The sequence below is a fragment of the Umezawaea sp. genome (genome assembly GCF_036375055.1).
Taxonomy (GTDB): domain Bacteria; phylum Actinomycetota; class Actinomycetes; order Mycobacteriales; family Pseudonocardiaceae; genus Umezawaea.
Genome location: NZ_DASUSQ010000094.1, coordinates 49,136 through 67,319 on the forward strand (window position 1 = coordinate 49,136; position 18,184 = coordinate 67,319).

5 protein-coding genes are annotated in these 18,184 nt (G+C 73.1%); all 5 read right to left on the reverse strand.

Features of this window, described 5'->3' with window-relative positions; genetic code table 11:
- Positions 1 to 30 precede the first annotated feature (30 nt).
- A complete protein-coding gene (locus tag VFZ92_RS25805) occupies positions 31 to 240 on the reverse strand; it encodes an MbtH family protein (protein WP_330878615.1) in 210 nt (69 codons plus the stop codon).
- A complete protein-coding gene (locus VFZ92_RS25810; RefSeq protein WP_330878616.1) occupies positions 237 to 15,125 on the reverse strand; it encodes an amino acid adenylation domain-containing protein in 14,889 nt (4,962 codons plus the stop codon). The genes VFZ92_RS25805 and VFZ92_RS25810 overlap by 4 nt, the downstream gene beginning before the upstream one ends.
- A 22-nt stretch (positions 15,126 to 15,147) precedes the next feature.
- Entirely contained in the window at positions 15,148 to 16,176 is a 1,029-nt protein-coding gene (locus tag VFZ92_RS25815; RefSeq protein WP_330878617.1) for an iron-siderophore ABC transporter substrate-binding protein, read from the reverse strand.
- 71 nt (positions 16,177 to 16,247) lie between these two features.
- Entirely contained in the window at positions 16,248 to 17,600 is a 1,353-nt protein-coding gene (locus VFZ92_RS25820; protein WP_330878618.1) for a lysine N(6)-hydroxylase/L-ornithine N(5)-oxygenase family protein, read from the reverse strand.
- Between the two features lie 171 nt (positions 17,601 to 17,771).
- Positions 17,772 to 18,056 (reverse strand): hypothetical protein, encoded by a 285-nt coding sequence (locus tag VFZ92_RS25825; RefSeq protein ID WP_330878619.1) that lies wholly within the window; start codon positions 18,054 to 18,056, stop codon positions 17,772 to 17,774.
- Positions 18,057 to 18,184 lie beyond the last annotated feature (128 nt).

Below are 18,184 nucleotides of genomic sequence, written 5' to 3' on the forward strand. Positions count from 1 at the left end.
TCGAGGGACACGATCCCGCTCGAACGGGTGTCAGGCGTTCATCGCGTCCCGCAGGCTCTTGGGCCTCAGGTCGGTCCAGGTGGACTCGACGTAGGCCAGGCACGCCTCGCGGGTGTCCTCGCCGAACACCCGGCGCCAGCCCGCGGGCACGTCGACGAACGACGGCCACAGCGAGTGCTGCTCCTCGTCGTTGACCAGCACGAAGAAGCGGCCCTCGGTGTCCTCGAACGGGTTGCTCATGACTCGATCCTCCTGACGTGAACGGACGGGTCGGCGCAGGCGGCGGCCAGCACCTCGACGAGTTCGGCCGCCAGCCCCTCGACCGTCGCGCGGTCGAACAGGTCGGTGGCGTAGATCAGTTCGCAGGGCACGGGTCCGTCGCCCCGCGGCTCGTACAGGCTGAGCACCAGGTCGACGTCCGTGGTCGTGATCGGGACGGCGTCGAACGTGCCGATCCCGCCGTCGAGCACGTCGGCGCGGGCGCGCTCGTGGTGGATCAGCATCACGCTCGGCCGGGGTGCTCCGGCGGCCAGGACGTCCGCGAACGGCACGTCCTGGCGGTCGAACGCGCCGAGGTCGGTCTCGCGGACCCTGGCCAGCAGCTCCGTGAAGCTCGGGTCGCCCGCGGTGTCGGTGCGCAGCAGGACGGTGTTGAAGAAGCAGCCGACCAGGTCGGCCAGCGCCTCGTCGCCCCGCCCCGCGACCAGCGTGCCGATCGGCAGGTCCTCCCCGGCGCCGTGCCGGGTGAGCAGCACGGCCAGCGCGGCCTGCACGACCATGAACAGGCTCGTCCCGGTCTCGCGGGCCAGCCGGTCGATCCCGTCGTGCAGCACCGGGTCCAGCTCGAACTCGACGATGCCCGCGCCACCGGTCGGCGACGCCGGACGAGGCCGGTCGAACGGCAGCGCCAGCGTCTCCGGCGCGCCGCGCAGGACCGTGCGCCAGTGGTCGAGCTGCTGCGCCGCGGCGGTGTCGAGCCAGGCCCCCGCCCACGTCGTGTAGTCGGCGTAGGTGACGGGCAGCGGCGCCCATCCCGGCGCGCGCCCGGCGAGCCGGGCGGTGTAGGCCGTGGTCAGGTCGCGGAGCAGCGGCACGACCGACCACTCGTCCAGCACGAGGTAGTGCGCGGTGAGCAGGAACGCCTGCGCGCCCCCCTCGTCCGTGACCAGGGTGGCCCGGAGCGGGAACGCGCCGTCGCGCGCCAGTTCCGCGAGCCGGGTGTCCAGGTCGCCGGTCACCCGCTCCAGCGCGGGCACGGCGCCGGGGCGCTGCTCGGTGGCCGAGTAGGCGGTGCGCAGCGGCTCGTGCCGCTCCACGACGTCCGCCCACGCCCGCGCCAGCACCTCGGCGTCGAAGCCGTCGGGCGAGCGCAGCGAGAGCGCGTGGTCGTTGGCGCGCCCGCGTTCCCACTGCCAGCGCTGCGGCGGAGCCAGCGGCAGCACCTCGGGTCGGGCCGAGGGCACCAGCGGCGGGCGGGCGTCCGACGCGCCGTCGAGCCGCGCGGCCAGCCCCGCCACCGTCGGCGAGTCGAAGACGTCCCGGATGGACAGTTCGACGCCGAGCGCGGCGCGCACCTGGCCGACGAGCCGCATGGACGACATGGAATGCCCGCCCAGGGCGAAGAAGTCGTCGTGCACGCCGACCGACGGCAGTTCCAGGACGTCCGCGAACAGCTCCGCGACCACCCGCTCGTTCGGCGTCGCCGGGCGGTCGTCGCCGGTGAGCGCCGACCAGTCGGGCCTGGGCAGCGCCTTGCGGTTCAGCTTGCCGTTCGGGGTGAGCGGCAGCGGGCCGTCCAGGGTGAGCACGGTCGCCGGGACCATGTACTCGGGCAGCCGTTCCGCCACGAAGGCCCGCAGTTCCACCGGGTCCGCCTCGCCGACGACGTAGCCGACGAGCCGGGTGATGTCGCCCTCGCGGTCGGCCAGCACCGCGGCCTGGGTGATCGCCGGGTGCCGGGTGAGAGCGGCCTCGATCTCGCCCAGCTCGATCCGGAACCCGCGGATCTTGACCTGGTCGTCCACCCGGCCGAGGAAGTCCAGCGAACCGTCGGCGCGCCACCGCGCCCGGTCGCCCGTGCGGTACATGCGTTCGCCCGGCTCGCCGAACGGCGAGGCCACGAACCGCTCCGCCGTCAGGGCGGCGCGGTTCAGGTAGCCGCGGGCGAGGCCGCGACCGCTGACGTACAGCTCCCCCACCACACCGGGCGGAACGGGCCGCAGCGCGTCGTCCAGCACGTAGACCGTGGTGTTCGGGTCGGGGACGCCGATCGGCACCGCTCCGGACCAGCCGGACCTGGCGCGCCACAGCGTGGAGTTCACCGTCGCCTCGGTCAGGCCGTAGGCGGCGAGCAGGTTGAGCCTGCCCGCCCAGCGGCCGATCACGTCCGGCGGCACGGTCTCGGTGCCGACCAGGATCGTGGACCCGGCGGGCAGTTCGCAGTCCTCCGGCAGCGCGGCGACCAGCGACGGCGGCAGGATCATGTGGGTGATCCGCCGTTCCCGCAGGAAGTCCGTGAGCGCCGGGCCCGCGACCCTCACCTCGTCGGGCGCGAGCACGAGCCTGCCGCCGACGGTGAGCGCCATGGTCAGCTCGAACACCGCCACGTCGAACCCGACGGAGGCGAACTGGAGCACCCGGCTGTCGGTCCTGAGGTCCATCCGGTCGATCGCCGTCGCCGCGAGGCTCGCGATGCCCTCGTGCGGCACGACGACGCCCTTGGGCTTGCCGGTCGACCCGGACGTGTAGATCACGTACATCGCGGAGTCCAGCGCCACCGGCCCGGTGTCCACGGTGGACTCGTCCAGCCCCGCCAGTTCCGCCGCGGTCCCAGGGTCGTCCAGCAGCACCCTCGGCAGGCCGTCGACGGACGGCACCCGCGCGGCCTCGTCCGCCGTGCCGACCAGCAGCGCGGCGGCGGAGTCGGTGAGCATGAACGCGATCCGGTCGGCCGGGTGGGACAGGTCGAGCGGCAGGTAGGCCGCGCCGAGCTTGAGCACGCCGAGGATCGTGGCGACCATCTCGATCGACTTCGGCACCGCGATGCCGACCACGCTCTCCGCACCGACCCCGCGAGCCGCGAGCAGCCGGGCGATCCGGTTGGACAGCGCGTCGATCCGCGCGTAGCTGATCGACCGCGACCGGTCGACCACGGCGACGGAATCCGCGAACTCGGCCACCCGTCGGGCGAACAGGGCGGGGAACGTCTCCTCGGGCACGTCCCGGACGGTGGCGTTGAAGCCGTCCACGACCAGCGCGCGCTCGTCGGCCGACAGCACCTCGATCGCGCTGACCGGGGCGTCCGGCGCGGTGGTGACGGCCTCGACCACCGCGGTCAGCCGTTCGCCGAAGCGGGCGGCGGTCGCCGGGTCGAACAGGTCCGTCGCGTACTCCAGCGCCAGCACCACCGCGCCGGTGTCGACGTGCTCGGTGAAGCTGAACACCAGGTCGAACTTGGCCGAGCGGGTGGTGACCGGCTCCCAGTCGACGTCGAGGCCGGGCAGCTCCAGCCAGTCGCCGGACCGGTTGTGGTAGCCGACCATCACCTGGAACAGCGGGTTCCGGGCGGTCGACCTGGTGGGGTTGACCCGCTCCACGACGGCCTCGAACGGCACGTCCTGGTGCGAGAACGCGGCCAGGTCGGTCTCGCGCACCCGTGCCACCAGCTCGGTGAAGCTCGGGTCGCCGGACAGGTCCGTGCGCAGCACCAGGGTGTTGACGAAGAACCCGACCAGGTCGTCCAGCGCCTCGTCGGTGCGGCCCGCGATGGGCGCGCCGAGCGGGATGTCCACGCCCGCGCCGAGCCGGTGCAGCATCGTGGCCACGGCGGCGTGCAGGACCATGAACATCGACGCGCCGGTCCGCTGGGCGAGTCCGCGCAGGTCGTCGGCGAGCGGGCCGAGGTCGACCTCCAGCTCCGCGCCGCGGAACGACGGCCGCGCCGGGCGGGGTCGGTCGGTCGGCAGCTCCAGCTCCTCGGGCACGCCGTCCAGCGCGGTGGCCCAGTGGTCGAGCTGCTCGGTGGCCAGGTCGCCCTCGCCGAGCAGCTTCCGCTGCCACAGCGCGTAGTCGCCGTACTGCACGGCCAGCGGCGGCAGTTCCGGGTCGCGCCCCTGCGACCTGGCCGCGTAGGCGGCGGCGAGGTCGGCCAGGAACGGCCGGTCGGACCACTCGTCGGTGGTGATGTGGTGCAGCAGCAGGACGACGACGTTCTCCCGAGCCGACAGCCTGCCGACGGTGGTGCGCACCGGCAGTTCGGTCGACAGGTCGAACGGGCGGTCCACGGTGGACGCCACGAACTCCTCGACGTCGAGGACGTCCACCACCTCGACCACCGGCTCGGCGACCGGCACGACGCGCTGGAACGGCACGCCGTCCCGCTCGCCGAACACGGTCCGCAGCGCTTCGTGGCGGGCCATCACATCACCCAGCGCGGCTCGCAGCGCGGCGATGTCCAGCGCGCCCCTGAGCCGCAGCACCAGCGGGAAGTTGTACGCGGAGGATGAACCCTCCAGCTGCTGCACCAGCCACAGCCGCCGCTGCGCGAACGACAGCGGCAGCTCGTCCGGCCGGTCGAGCGGCACGACGGCGGGTCGGGCCGCGGCTCGTGACCCGCCCGCCCGCACCGCGAGTTCCGCGACGGTCGGGGCCTCGAACAGGTCGCGGATCGCGAGTTCGGTCTCCAGCGCCGTCCTGGCCCGGCTGATCAGCCGGGTCGCGAGCAGAGAATGCCCGCCCAGCTCGAAGAAGTTGTCGTCCACCCCGACCCCCGGCACGCCGAGGACGTCCGCGAACAGCGCGCACAGCACGCGTTCCTGGTGCGTCTCCGGGTCACGACCGCTCGCGGCGGAGGTGATCTCCGGCGCGGGCAGCGCCCGCACGTCCAGCTTGCCGTTGACGGTCAGCGGGAACGACTCCACGGCCACGATCGCGGTCGGCACCATGTACTCCGGCAGCCTCGCCTTGAGGGCGGCCCGCAGCGCGGCCGGGTCGGCGGTGCCGACGACGTACCCGATGAGCCGCTTCTTCCCGTCCACCACGACGGCCGCCTGCGCCACGTCCTCGTGCTCGCCCAGCGCCGACGAGATCTCGCCCAGCTCCACGCGGTAGCCGCGGATCTTGACCTGGTCGTCGGTGCGGCCGAGGAAGTCGATGATGCCGTCGGGACGCGACCGGACCAGGTCGCCCGTGCGGTACATCCGGGTGCCGGGCTCGCCGAACGGGTCGGCGACGAACCGCTCGGCGGTCAGGCCGAACCGCTCGTGGTAACCCCGCGCCAGCCCGATGCCCGCGATGTACAGCTCACCGGGGGTGCCCGGCGCGGCCGGTCGCAGGTTCGCGTCCAGCACGTAGGCGCGGGTGTTCCAGATGGCCCGGCCGACCGTGGGCGTCGCGCTGTCCTCCGTGGACGCTCCCAGGGTGTTGATCGTGTACTCGGTCGGCCCGTACAGGTTGTAGCCGTAGGTGCCGGGGGTGTCGCGCAGCCGGTTCCACACGGCGTCGGACACGGCCTCGCCGCCGAGCAGCACCAGCGCGGGCACGTGCCCGTCGAGCAGGCCCTCCTCGATCAGCAGGTGCGCGTAGGTCGGCGTCACGTTGACGACGTCGATCCGGTGCTCGTCGCAGTAGGCGACCAGCGCTTCGGCGTCCCGCCGCAGCTCCTCGTCGCACACGTGCACCTCGTGGCCCTCCACCAGCCACAGCAGTTCCTCCCACGACATGTCGAACGCGAACGACACGGTGTGCGCGATCCGCAGCCGCCGCCCGCCCGCCGCCTCGATGGCCGGGGCGAAGATCGCGCCCTGGTGGTTGAGGTGCATGTTCGTCAGGCCGCGGTACGGCGTGACGACGCCCTTCGGCTTGCCCGTCGAGCCGGACGTGTAGATCACGTACGCCGGGTGCTCCAGGCTGAACGAGACCCCCGGCCGCGTCGTCGGGTACTCCTCCGTCACGGCGGGGTCGTCCAGCCGCACGGTCGGCGCGGTCAGCGCCGCCCCCGTGGACAGCAGGACCACCGGGTCGGTGTCGTCGATCATCAGCTGGAGCCGGTCCAGCGGGTGGTCCAGGTCGAGCGGCAGGTAGGCGGCGCCGGTGCGCAGCACCGCGAACAGCGCCACGACCATCTCGGTCGACCGCGGCAGCGCCAGCGCCACCACGCGCTCCGGGCCCGCGCCGCGCGCGAGCAGCAGGTGGGCGAGCTGGTTGATCCGCCCGTCCAGCTCGGCGTAGGTCAGCCGCTGCTCGCCGAACACCAGCGCGACCGCGTCCGGGGTGCGGGCGACCTGGGCCGCCAGCAGGTCCGCGATCGTCTCGTCCGGCACCGGGTTCGCGCTCGCGCCCCACTCGGCGGCCAGCAGCGCGTTCTCGTCGTCGGTCAGCAGGTCCAGCGTGCCGACCGGGGCCGACACGTCGGCCAGCAGCCGTTCCAGGGCCGTGGTGAAGCGGGTCAGCGCGGTCGACGCGCGGTCGGCGTCGATCAGGTCGGGTCGGTGGTCGAGCGCGATCCGCACCCGGCGCCCCGGCGTGACGACCAGCGTCATCGGGTAGTGCGTCGAGTCGACGCTGCCCACGGCCGTGATGCCGTGGCGTGCCTTGAGCTGTCCGAACCCGTCCTCGTCGGCGAAGTTCTGGAGCACGTACAGCGTGTCGAACAGGGTGGTGTGCCCGCTCTCGCGCTGCACGTCGCCGAGCCCGAGGTACTCGTGGCTCATGAGCGCCGCGCGCTCGGACTGGATGCGCCGCAGCAGCTCCAGCACGGACTCGCGCGGGTCGAGCGCGACCCGCACCGGCACGGTGTTGAGGAACATGCCGATGGCGTTCTCGACGTTGCGGACCTCGGCGGGCCGTCCGGCGGCCGTGGTGCCGAACACGACGTCCTGCCTGCCGACCTCCGCCGACAGCGCCAGCGCCCACGCCGCGTTGAGCACGGTGTTCAGCGTGACGCCGTGCCTTCGTGCCTCGGCCCGCAGCCGATCGCCGACCTCGTCGGACAGCTCGACGTGGCACCGGTCGGGGATCGCGGGCCCGGCGCCGCGGTTCGCCGGGCCGACCAGCGTCGGCTCGGCCAGCCCGGACAGCGCCCGGCGCCACGCGGCCCTGGCCTCGGTGACGTCCTGCTCCCCCAGCCAGGACAGGTAGTCGCGGTAGGTGCCGGGCTCGGCCAGGCTCGTGGCGTCGCCGCCGGTCTCGTAGAGGCCGAGCAGCTCCTCCAGGAACAGGCCCTGCGACCAGCCGTCCCACAGCACGAGGTGGTGGCTGAGCATGAGCCGGTCGCGGTCCGGCCCGAGCCGGATGACCTTGAGCCTGCACAGCGGCGGGTGCGCGAGGTCGAACCGCCGCCTGCGGTCCTCGGCCTTGAGCTCCTCCATCCGCCTGTCCACATCGGACAGTCCGGTGAAGTCGAGCACCTCGATCGGCACCACGGGCGCGCGGCCGACGAACTGCACCGGGCCGGGCAGGCCGTCGCTGGTCAGACCGGCCCGCAGGCTCGGGTGCCTGGCCAGCAGCGCGGCGCACGCCGTCCGCAGCCGGTCGACGTCGAGCCGGTGGTCGAGGTCGAACGTGTCCTGCGCGGTGTAGACGTCCAGCTCGCTCGTGTCGTAGCTGGCGTGGAAGTAGATGCCCTCCTGCAACGGGGCCAGGGGCCAGACGTCCTCCACCGGCACCGGGCTGACCTCGGCGATCCGGTCGATCTCGGCCTGGGTCAACGTGATCGTGGTCAGGTCGGACGGCGTGAGCCCGGCGGACGTGCCCGCCAGCTCGCGCAGCGCGACCACCCACCGGTCCACCAGGCCGTCGTCCACAGCGGACGGACAGAGCCAGGTCGCGACCAGTTCGGGACCGCGCGGCGTCTCCTCGCACACGACGTCGAGCTGAACCTGGTACGGCAGGGCCAGGTCGTCGTCGTAGCGCGTGGACACGGTCTCGCCGGACGGCCGCCAGTCGGCGGCCTGACCGGCGCTGAACCGGCCGAAGTAGTTGAACAGCACCTGCGCCTGGGCCGAGGTCGCCAGCAGCGGGGCGACCTGGGCGTTGAGGTAGCGCAGCATGCCGTAGCCGAGACCGTTGTCAGGCGCGGCGCGCAGGCGTTCCTTGATGGTCCGCAGGTCGCCGTCCGCGGGCAGCCGGACGGGTTGGACGCTGGTGAACCAGCCGACCGTGCGGGTCAGGTCCACGTCGGGCGCGATCTCCTCGCGGCCGTGGCGCTCCACGTCGACCAGCAGGTCACCGCCCGCCGCGCGGGCCAGTGCCGCCAGCAGGGTCTCGGTGATCTCCGCGCCCAGCAGCGGGGTCGTGTCGGCGGTCGACAGCCTGACCTCGCGGCGGTGCGCGGAGCCGACCGTGCCGGTCCGCGGAGCACCGGGCACGAGGTCCGCGCCGGGCTTGAGCGTCTCGACCCAGTGGGTCAGCTCGCCGAGCCGCTCCGGGCTCTGCGCCTGCTCGGTGACGGCCTTGGCGTAGCGGCGCAACGACGTCCGCACGGGTTCCAGGGGCACGCCGTTCCACGCAGCTTCCAGGTCCTCGAACAGGATCCGCCACGAGACGCCGTCGACGGCGAGGTGGTGCGCGGCCAGGAACAGCCTGCCCGGCTCCAGGGGGCCGCCGTCGAACCACACGGCCTGGAGCACCACGCCCGCGTCCGGGTCCAGCCTGCCGACGGCCGCGTCGGACTCGGTCTCGTAGTCCTGGGTCTCCACCCGCCGCAGCAGGTCCGCGGCGCGCACCGAGCCCACGGGCTGGGTCTCCAGCGACCACAGCACCCCGGCGATGCGGGTCAGCTTGAGCCGCAGGGCGTCGTGGTGGTCGACCACGGTCTGCAACGCGGCGGTGAGGCGGTCCACGTCCGCGTCGACCGGCGTCCGCACGATCATGGACAGGTTGAAGCGGCCGATGGACCCGCCGTCGGTGCGCAACTGGTGCACGATCGGCAGCTGCGGCACGTCGCCGACACCGTCGGACACCACGGCGGGCGCGGCTTCGGCGGGCACGAGCGCCGCCAGCGCGGCGGGCGTGCGGTGCTCGAACACCTCGCGCGGGCTGATCCTCAGCCCGTCCTTGCGGGCCCGGCTCGACACCGAGATGGACAGGATGCTGTCGCCGCCCAGCGCGAAGAAGTCCTCGTCCGCGCCGACCTCCGACAGGCCCAGCACGGCCGCGAAGACGTCGGTGAGCTTCCGCTCGCGGTCGTCGCGCGGGCCGGTCAGCGCGGCGCGCTCGACCACGGGCTCCGGCAGCGCCGTCACGTCGACCTTGCCGCCCACCGTGAGCGGCAACGCGTCGAGCACGACGATCGCGCTCGGCACCACCGGCTCCGGCAGCGCCGCGATCAACGCGGTCCGGAGCTGTTCGCCCCCGACGGTTCCGACCACGTACGCGACGAGCCGCTTGCCGCCGCGCTCGTCCTCGCGGGCGACGACGAAGACGTCCACGACACCGCTCTGGCGACGAACGGCGGCCTCGACCTCGCCGAGTTCGACGCGGTTGCCGCGGATCTTCACCTGGTGGTCCGTGCGACCGAGGTAGGTCACCACACCCGGTTCGGCCCACCTCACCAGGTCGCCGGTGCGGTACATGCGCGAGCCGGGCTCACCGAAGGGGTCGGCGACGAACCGGTCCGCGGTCAGGTCGGGACGGCCGTGGTAGCCGCGGGCGAGCTGGGAACCCGCCAGGTACAGCTCACCGGGCACCCCGGCCGGAACGGGCCGCAGCGTCGGGTCCAGGACGTAGAGGCGGGTGTTCCACACCGGCCGCCCGATCGGCACGGCGGTGTCGGTCGACCCGTCGTACTCCCACGACGTCACCTGCACCACGGCCTCGGTGGGCCCGTAGACGTTGACGATCGGCACGCCGGTCGCCGCGAGCCAGCGGCCCGCGAGGTCACCGGTCAGCGCCTCGCCACCGCTGAACGCCCGGCGCAGGCTCGCCGCCCACCCGGACGGCGGTTCGGAGCGCAGCAGGGCCGCGTACATCGACGGCACGAGGTCGACCGTCGTCACGCGTTCGCGGCGGACCAGCTCGGCCAGGTAGCCGGGGTCGCGCTGACCGCCGGGCTTCGCGACCACCACGGTGCCACCGCTGAGCAGCGGCCCGAAGACCTCCTGCACCGACGGGTCGAAGCTCGCGGAGTACTGGTGCAACACGCGTTCGCCGACGTCGAGGGAGAACCGGTCGCGCAGCCAGGCCAGCTGCCCGACGACCGCGCGGTGCGTGATGAGCACGCCCTTCGGCCACCCGGTCGAGCCGGAGGTGTACATCAGGTACGCGGGGTGGTCCGGCCCCGCCGGACGAGGCTCGCGGTCCGCGGGCTCGGCGCCCAGGTGAACCCGCCGCGCGCCGCCGACCGCGGGCAGCACCGCGTCGGCCGTGGTGAGCACGGTCCGCGCGCCGGAGTCCTCCAGCAGGAACGAGATCCGGTCGGCCGGGTGGTCGAGGTCGATCGGCAGGTAGGCGGCACCGGCCTTCAGGACGCCGAGCAGCGCCACGACCAGGTCGGCCGACCGGGGGACGGCCACGGCCACGACGTCCTCGGGCCCGACGTCGAGCGTCCGGGCCACGGCGTCGGCCCGCCGGTCGACCTCCCGGTAGGTCAGGGAAACGCCGTCGTCCACGACGGCGACCGCGTCCGGTGTGCGGGCGGCCAGGGCCTCGAACGCGGCGGACAGCGTCGTCGCCGGGACGTCACGGGTCTCACCGGCCAACGACTCCAGCGCCCGTCGGGCCCGCGCGCCGCCGATGTCGCCGACGCGCTGCGCGGGATCGGTGGCCAGGGCTTCCAGGACGCCGACCAGGTGCTCCCCGAGCTGGTGCACCAGCTCCGTGCCGAGCCGGGTGGCGTCGTGCTCGAAGACCAGCCCGATCGTGCGGCCGGGCGTGATCGTCAGCTCGACCGGGTAGTGGCCGGTCTCCGACGTCCCGGTGCCCACCACGGACAGCGTGCCGCCGGGCGCGGTGGGCGTGCGGTCGAGCTGGTAGTTCTCCACCACGACCAGGGTGTCGAACAGGTCGCCGGCGCCCGCCGCGCGCTGCACGTCGGACAGCCCGAGGTGCTGGTGGTCCAGGAGTCCGGCCTGCTCGTCCTGGAGCCGGGCGAACACGGCGGCCACGGACTCGTCGGCCCGCCAGCGCACGCGCACCGGCAGCGTGTTGATGAACAGGCCGACCATGGACTCGATGCCCGCGACGGCGGCCTCGCGACCGGACACCGTGCTGCCGAACACCACGTCGTCGCGGCCGGTGAACCGGCCCAGCACCAGGCCCCACGCGCCCTGCACGATCGTGCCGAGCGTCAGCCCGTGCTCGCGTCCCCGTGCCACGACACCGCTCGTGACGTCGGCGGGCACCTCGACGCGGACGAACTCCTGCCGTGCGGCGGACACGGCCTCCGGCGCCAACCGGGTCGGCTCGTCGATCCCGCGCAGCACCGCGCCCCACGCCTCGCGGGCCGCGTCGCGGTCCCGTTCGGCCAGCCAGCCGAGGTAGTCGCGGTACGGCGCGACCTCGGGCAGCCGCGGCAGGTCCTCGCCCGGCGCGTACAGCGCGAGGAGTTCCTGGAACAGGATCGGCTGCGACCAGCCGTCGGCGACGATGTGGTGGACCGTGAGCAGCAGCCAGTGCCGCTCGGGGCCACCGCGCACCAGCGTGGCGCGCAGCATCGGCGGGCGCGCGAGGTCGAAGCGCTGGGCGCGTTCCCCCGCGACCAGCTCGGCCACGCGGGCGACCTGCTCGTCGGCGCCCAGCGTCGAGACGTCCAGCTCGCGCCACGGCAGCTCGACGTCGGCGACCACCTGCACGACCCGGCCGTCGGGGAACTGGCGGAACCCGGCCCGCAGCGGCGCGTGGCGGTCCAGCAGCCCCTGCGCGGCCCGGCGGAGGGCGGCGGGGTCGACCGGTCCCGCGAGTTCGAGGTGCTGGCCGACGACGTAACCGTCCACGGCGGACTCGTCGAACACCGAGTGGAAGAAGAACCCCTCCTGCAACGGCGACAGCGGCAGCACGTCGACCAGGCCGGGAGCGGACAGCTCGTCCACCTCGGCCTGGTTCAGCGACACCAGCGGGAAGTCCGACGGCGTGTGCCCGCCGACGCCCTCGTGCCGGGCCAGCGCGTCGAGCGCTTCCAGCCAGCACACGGCGAACCGGGACACCTCGTCCTCGGCCAGCACGCCGCCGGGCCAGGTGAAGGTGGCGCTGAGCCGGGGCCCGGCCTCGTCGTCGCGCACGACGGCGTCGATCTCCAGCGCGTGCCCGAACGGCATCCGCGGGTCGCGGTCCTCGCCCAGCGGCGGCGCCTCCGGCGCGGTGCCCCAGTCGGTGCCGCCGGTCGCGGTGAACCGGCCCAGGTAGTTGAACAGCAACTGCGGAACGGGCGCGTCGGCCAGCCCGGAGCCGGGGTCGAGGTAGCGCAGCAGGCCGAAGCCGATGCCGTTGTCCGGGATCTCGCGGAGCTGCTCCTTGACCCGCTTCAGGGCCTCGTCCAGGTCACCCGTGCCGGGGTCGAGCCGGACGGGGAAGATGCTGGTGAACCAGCCGAGGGTCCGGGCCAGGTCCACGCCGGGCACGATCTCCTCGCGGCCGTGGCCCTCCAGGTCCAGCACGAGTTCGCCGCCACCGCGCCACTTCGCGGCGGCCAGGGCCAGCGCGGTGAGCAGCACGTCGTTGACGGACCCGTGCACGGCGGCCGGGACGGTGGTCAGCAGCGGCGCGGTCTGCCCGGCGGGCAGCGTCACGGTCAGCCGCCGCGCGGTGGACACCAGGTCCACGGCGGGGTCGAGCGGACGGCGGGTGAACGGCGTGTCGACGCCGGACAGCATCCGCCGCCACACCGGGAGCTCCGCGCGCCGCGAGACCCCGGGCAGCGCGGCGGCCCAGCGCTGGAACGACGTGCCCACGGGCGCGAGGTCGCCGCCGGACCAGGCGCGGGCGAGGTCGGTGGACAGGACGCGCCACGAGACGCCGTCCACGATCACGTGGTGCAGCACCAGGAGCAGCCGCCGCTCGGGCGCGAACCACACGGCCCGCAGCATCCCGCCGTCGTGCGGCGCGAGCTGTCCGGCGGCGCGGGCGGTCCAGGCGTCCACGTCGAGCCCGGTGTCCACGCGCTCGACCACGTCGGCCGCGCGCACGCTGCCGGGCGCCGAGACGTCGAGCGTCCAGTCGGGGGTGATCCTCGACCGGAGCAGGTCGTGGTGGTCGATCACCTTCCGCAGCACGGTGTCCAGGCCGGGGCCGTCCAGGTCGGCCGGGACCTGGAACAGCATCGACTGGTAGAACGCGTCGACCTCGCCGCCGAGTTCGGCCAGCCAGCGGATGATCGGGGTCGCGGCCACCTCGCCGGTGCCGGCGTCGTGCGTCCGCGCGGCCTCCCGCCGGGCCACGGCGGCGAGCGCGGCGGGCGTGCGCAGGCGGAACACCTCGCGCGGTGTGATGGCCAGCCCGGCGGCGCGGGCGCGGCTGACCAGGCCGATGGCGACGATGCTGTCGCCGCCCAGCTCGAAGAAGTTGTCGTGGACGCCGACGGTCGGCAGGCCCAGCACGTCGGCGACCAGCTCGACGAGCGTGCGCTCGGTCGGGGTGCGCGGCTGGGCGTGGCCGGCCAGCGCGGTCCAGTCGGGCTCGGGCAGCTTCGCCCGGTCGAGCTTCCCGTTGGGCGTCAACGGGAGCGGCCCGTCGTGCACGATCACCACGGACGGCACCATGTACTCGGGCAGCGTGTCGGCGACGTGCGCGCGGGCGGTGGCGGGGTCCCCGCCGACCACGTACCCCACGAGCCTCTTGACCCGGCGGTGGTCCTCGCGCACCACGACGGCGGCCTGCGAGACGTCCGGGTGGGACATCAGGACGCTCTCGACCTCGCCGGGCTCGATCCGGTACCCGCGGATCTTGACCTGGCCGTCCGCGCGGCCCAGGAAATCGAGGACGAGTTCCCGCGTCCGATTGTCGGCTCCGCCGACGGAAGCCCGCCACCTCGCCCGGTCGCCCGTGCGGTACATGCGCGATCCGGGTTCGCCGAAGGGATCGGCGACGAAGCGCTCCGCGCTCAGGCCGGGGCGGCCGAGGTAGCCGCGGGCCAGGCCGCGACCGCCCACGTACAGCTCGCCCTCGACGCCGACGTCCACCGGCCGCAGGTCGGGGTCCAGGACGTAGCAGCGGGTGTTCGGGTCGGGGACGCCGATCGGCACGGGGCCGACCCAGTCGGCCTCGGCGCGCCACAGCGTGGAGTTCACCGTCGCCTCGGTCAGGCCGTAGGCCGCGACCACGGTCAGCCTCTTGGCCCAGCGGGCGATCAGCTCGCTCGGCACGGTCTCGGTGCCCACGACCAGCACCGCGCCCTCGGGCAGTTCGCAGTCCGGCGGCAGTGCCGCGACCAGCGACGGCGGCAGGATCATGTGCGTGCCGCCGTGGTGCGCGATGTACTCGGTCAGCGCCTCGCCCGCGACCCGGCGCTCGGTCGGCACCACGATCACCCGGCCGCCGACGCCCAGCGCCATCGTCAGGTCCCACACCGCCACGTCGAAGCCGACCGACGCGAACTGCACGACCCGGCTCTCCGCCGTGACGCCGATCCGGTCGGTGGCCGTGGCGATCAGGCTGCCGATGCCCTCGTGCGACACGACGACGCCCTTGGGCCTGCCCGTCGAGCCGGAGGTGTAGATGACGTACGCGGCCTGGTGCAGGCCGATCGGCACGTCGAGGTTCTCGGGAGACCCGTCGGAGGACTCCCGGTCCAGCAGCACGACGTCGTGCCCGGAGGGCAACTCGCCAGCCGTGTCCGACACCGACAGCACGACCCGCGCCCCGGCGTCGGCCAGCATGAACGCCACCCGCTCGCGCGGGTGGTCGAGGTCCAGCGGGAGGTAGGCCGCGCCCGCCTTGAGCACCGCGAGCAGCGCCACGACGAGGTCGACCGACCGCGGCAGGGCGACGCCCACCACGTCCTCCGCGCCCACGCCGCGAACCGCCAGGGCACGTGCCAGGCGGTTCGCGGCGGCGTTCAGCTCGCCGTAGGTCAGCGAATCGGACTCGCAGACCACGGCGACGGCGTCGGGCGTCCGACCGGCCTGCCTCTCGAAGACGGCGGGCCACGACAGCTCGTCGACCTCGCGCACGGGCCAGGTACCGGTCGGGATCATCACGAACGCCTTTCGGGGTGTTCTACTTCGCGGACAGCAGGGGGAGCATCTGGTCGAGCGCGTACGGAATGCTCAGGACCGTGTTGAACGACATGGCGGCACCGACCGGCGGCTCGTCGTAGGGCACGAACAGGTCGCGCTTCTCCTGCACCACCTTGAGGTTCTTGTAGAGCGCCTCGTTCTTGATCTGGTCGGTCGAGGCGGGGTCGGCGATGAGCCAGACCAGGCGGTCGACGTCGATCACGTCGAAGCGCTCGTAGGACAGGTCGACGACGTTCTCCGTGCCGACGGCCTCCTTCAGCTTCTCCGGCACCGTGAACCCGAGCTGCGTCAGGAACAGCATCTTCGGGTCGTTGGGCGAGAACACCGAGTAGGTGCCGGGCTGGTAGGCGTCGGCCACGACCGCGGTCTTGCCCGCGAACTCGGGGTGCGCGGTCTTGGCCGCGGCGAACTTGGCGTCGACGTCCGAGATCAGCTCGTCGACCTGCTCGGCCTTGCCGAGGGCCTTGCCCGCCAGGCGGGCGCTGTCCTGCCACGGCGCCTGGTAGTCCTCGAAGCCCTTGGGCTGCGCGACGACGGGCGCGATCTTCGACAGGGTGTCGTACTGCTCCTGCTTCATGCCCGAGTACTGGGCGAGGATCAGGTCGGGCTTGAGGCCCGCGATCTTCTCCATGTTGTACTCGTCGCGCTCGCCCACGACCTCGGGCGGCGTGTCGCCCCACAGGGACTTGGTCCACGGCCACTTGCCGTACGGGGTCTCCTTGAACCAGTCGATGGCTCCGACGGGCTTGGTGCCCAGCGCGAGCACGACGTCCTGGTCGGACAGCCCCAGCGTGACGACGCGCTCGGGCTCGGCCTTGACCTCGGTGGTGCCGTACTTGTGCTCGACCCGCACCGGGAAGGCGCCACCGCTGGACGCGGGGGTGCTCGATCCGCCTGCGGTCGTAGCACCGCCGCCGCAGGCCGCGAGCAGCAGCGTGGCGACGAGCGCCACCGCTGCGAGCGGCAGACGGCGCACGGCACCGGCCGTGGGCATGGACATGCTGGACATCGGGGTGTTCCCTTCGGGGGGTTCCTGTTCGGGCGAAACCGGGCGGATGATCGCTGACCCGTTCTGGTGCGTCAGTGCGACGCGGTGGCGCTCACGGCGTACTCCGGCTGCGCGGGGATGCTGGGGCTCCTGCGGCCGACGACCGATTCCAGGATCTCCCCCACCCGCACGGCCAGGTTCGACAGCAGCGACGAGGTGATGCCGTGGGAGTGCTCCGTGCCGCCCTGCAGGTAGATCCCCCCGAGGACCTGCCCGTCGGTGTCCAGCCGGTAGTCGCGGCCGACGCGCAGCCGCTGCCGCTCGTCGCGGCGGCAGTGCTCGGCGACCTCGCCCAGCACCTCGGTCGGATCGGCCTCGCGGTACCCGGTGGCGTAGACGACGGCGTCGGCGTCGAACACCGTGAGCTCGCCGGTCGTCAAGGACTCCACGGTCACCCGCACGCCGTCCTCGGTCTCCACTACCTCGGCGGGGCGGGACACGTTGACCAGGCGCAGCCGCTGCGTGCCGAGGACCTTCTCCTGGTACACGCGGCGGTACAGCTCGGCGATGAGGTCGTGGTCGACCACGGCGTAGTTCGTGTTGCCGTGGTACGCCATCAGCTTGTGCTTCACGGCCTCGGGCGCGTGGTAGAACTCGTCCACGGCGGCCGGGTCGAAGATGCGGTTGGCGAACGAGCTGTCGTCCGCGGGGCTGTAGCCGTAGCGGGCGAAGACCGCGCACACCTCGGCGTTGGGGAAGCGCTCGTGCAGGTGCGCCGCCACCTCCGCGCCGCTCTGCCCGGCCCCGACGACGACGAACCGGCGCGGCGCCTCGGGGTCGAGCCCGCGGACGCGGTGCAGGAAGTCGCTGTTGTGCCAGATGTGCTCGGAGGAGGAGATGCCCTCCGGGAGGTTGGCCCGCAGACCCGTGGCCAGCACGAGGTTGCGCGCGCGGCGGACCTCGACGGTGCCGTGCGCGTCGCGCGCGCTCACGTCGAAGTAGGTGATCACGCCGTCGTGCAGGACCGGCTGGACCGAGACGACCTCGTGGTCGTAGGACACGACGTCGTCGACCTTCGCCGCCGCCCACTCGAAGTAGTCGTGGAACTCCACGCGCAGCGGGTACATGTTCTTGTGGTTGATGAAGTCCACCAACCGGTCCCGGTCCTTGAGGTAGGACAGGAAGCTGAAGCCGCTGTTGGGGTTGCGCATGGTGACGAGGTCCTTGAGGAACGACACCTGCATGGTGGCGTCGTCCAGGAGCATGCCCCGGTGCCAACCGAAGGTCTTCTGCTTCTCGAAGAAGTGGGCCGTCACCACGTCGTCGGCACCGGCGATGGCGTTGTGCTCGGCTACCGCGATCGCCAAAGCCAGGTTGGCGGGTCCGAAACCCACTCCGACGAGGTCGTAGACCGGAACGTCACCATCGGTTCGTGCCTGTGGCATAGCAGTCCCATCACGCGGCAGGAGGAAGGTCGACTAAAGTTAGCCTAACTTAACTTAGGCGATACTCAACCGGCTACTGGCGTGACGTGATCTGCGCCGCTCTGAACCTAGCCTGCCCTAACCTGTGGTGGGAAGCCCTTTCGCCTCAGACCGGCCGCTCGTCGATCACCCTCAGCGACTTCCCGGTGCGCGGGTTGGCGGCCGGTTCCGCCCGGTCGACCGCGACCGCAGGCGCACCCCCTGCCGGACCTGATCGGCGAACCGGGGGCCGATCCCGTCCACCCCGGTGGCGATGACCTGCTCGATCGCCGCGCGGCCGGTGGCATCGCACGCCAGCCGCAGCACCAGTTCGCCCAGCGCGCCCCGGCGCCGCAGCACCACCCGGAACCCCGCGAAGCGGTGTCCCCGCGTCGCGGCGTCGACCACGGTCCGCAACGGGTCGAGGTGCAGGGTCACGCACCCCCTCCCCGGCCCGTCCCAGCAAGCGGAACGCGCCCGCGTCGAATTCCACCCATTCGGCCAAGTCCCCAACGGGGTACCGCGGCACCGGGAGCAGTCCGCGGGTCAGGTCGGCGACCAGCAGC

Coding starts and splice junctions, on each gene's coding strand:
- VFZ92_RS25810 (WP_330878616.1), bottom strand. CDS start 15,125: ATGATCCCGACCGGTACCTGGCCCGTGCGCGAGGTCGACGAGCTGTCG.
- VFZ92_RS25805 (WP_330878615.1), bottom strand. CDS start 240: ATGAGCAACCCGTTCGAGGACACCGAGGGCCGCTTCTTCGTGCTGGTC.
- VFZ92_RS25820 (WP_330878618.1), bottom strand. CDS start 17,600: ATGCCACAGGCACGAACCGATGGTGACGTTCCGGTCTACGACCTCGTC.
- VFZ92_RS25815 (WP_330878617.1), bottom strand. CDS start 16,176: ATGTCCAGCATGTCCATGCCCACGGCCGGTGCCGTGCGCCGTCTGCCG.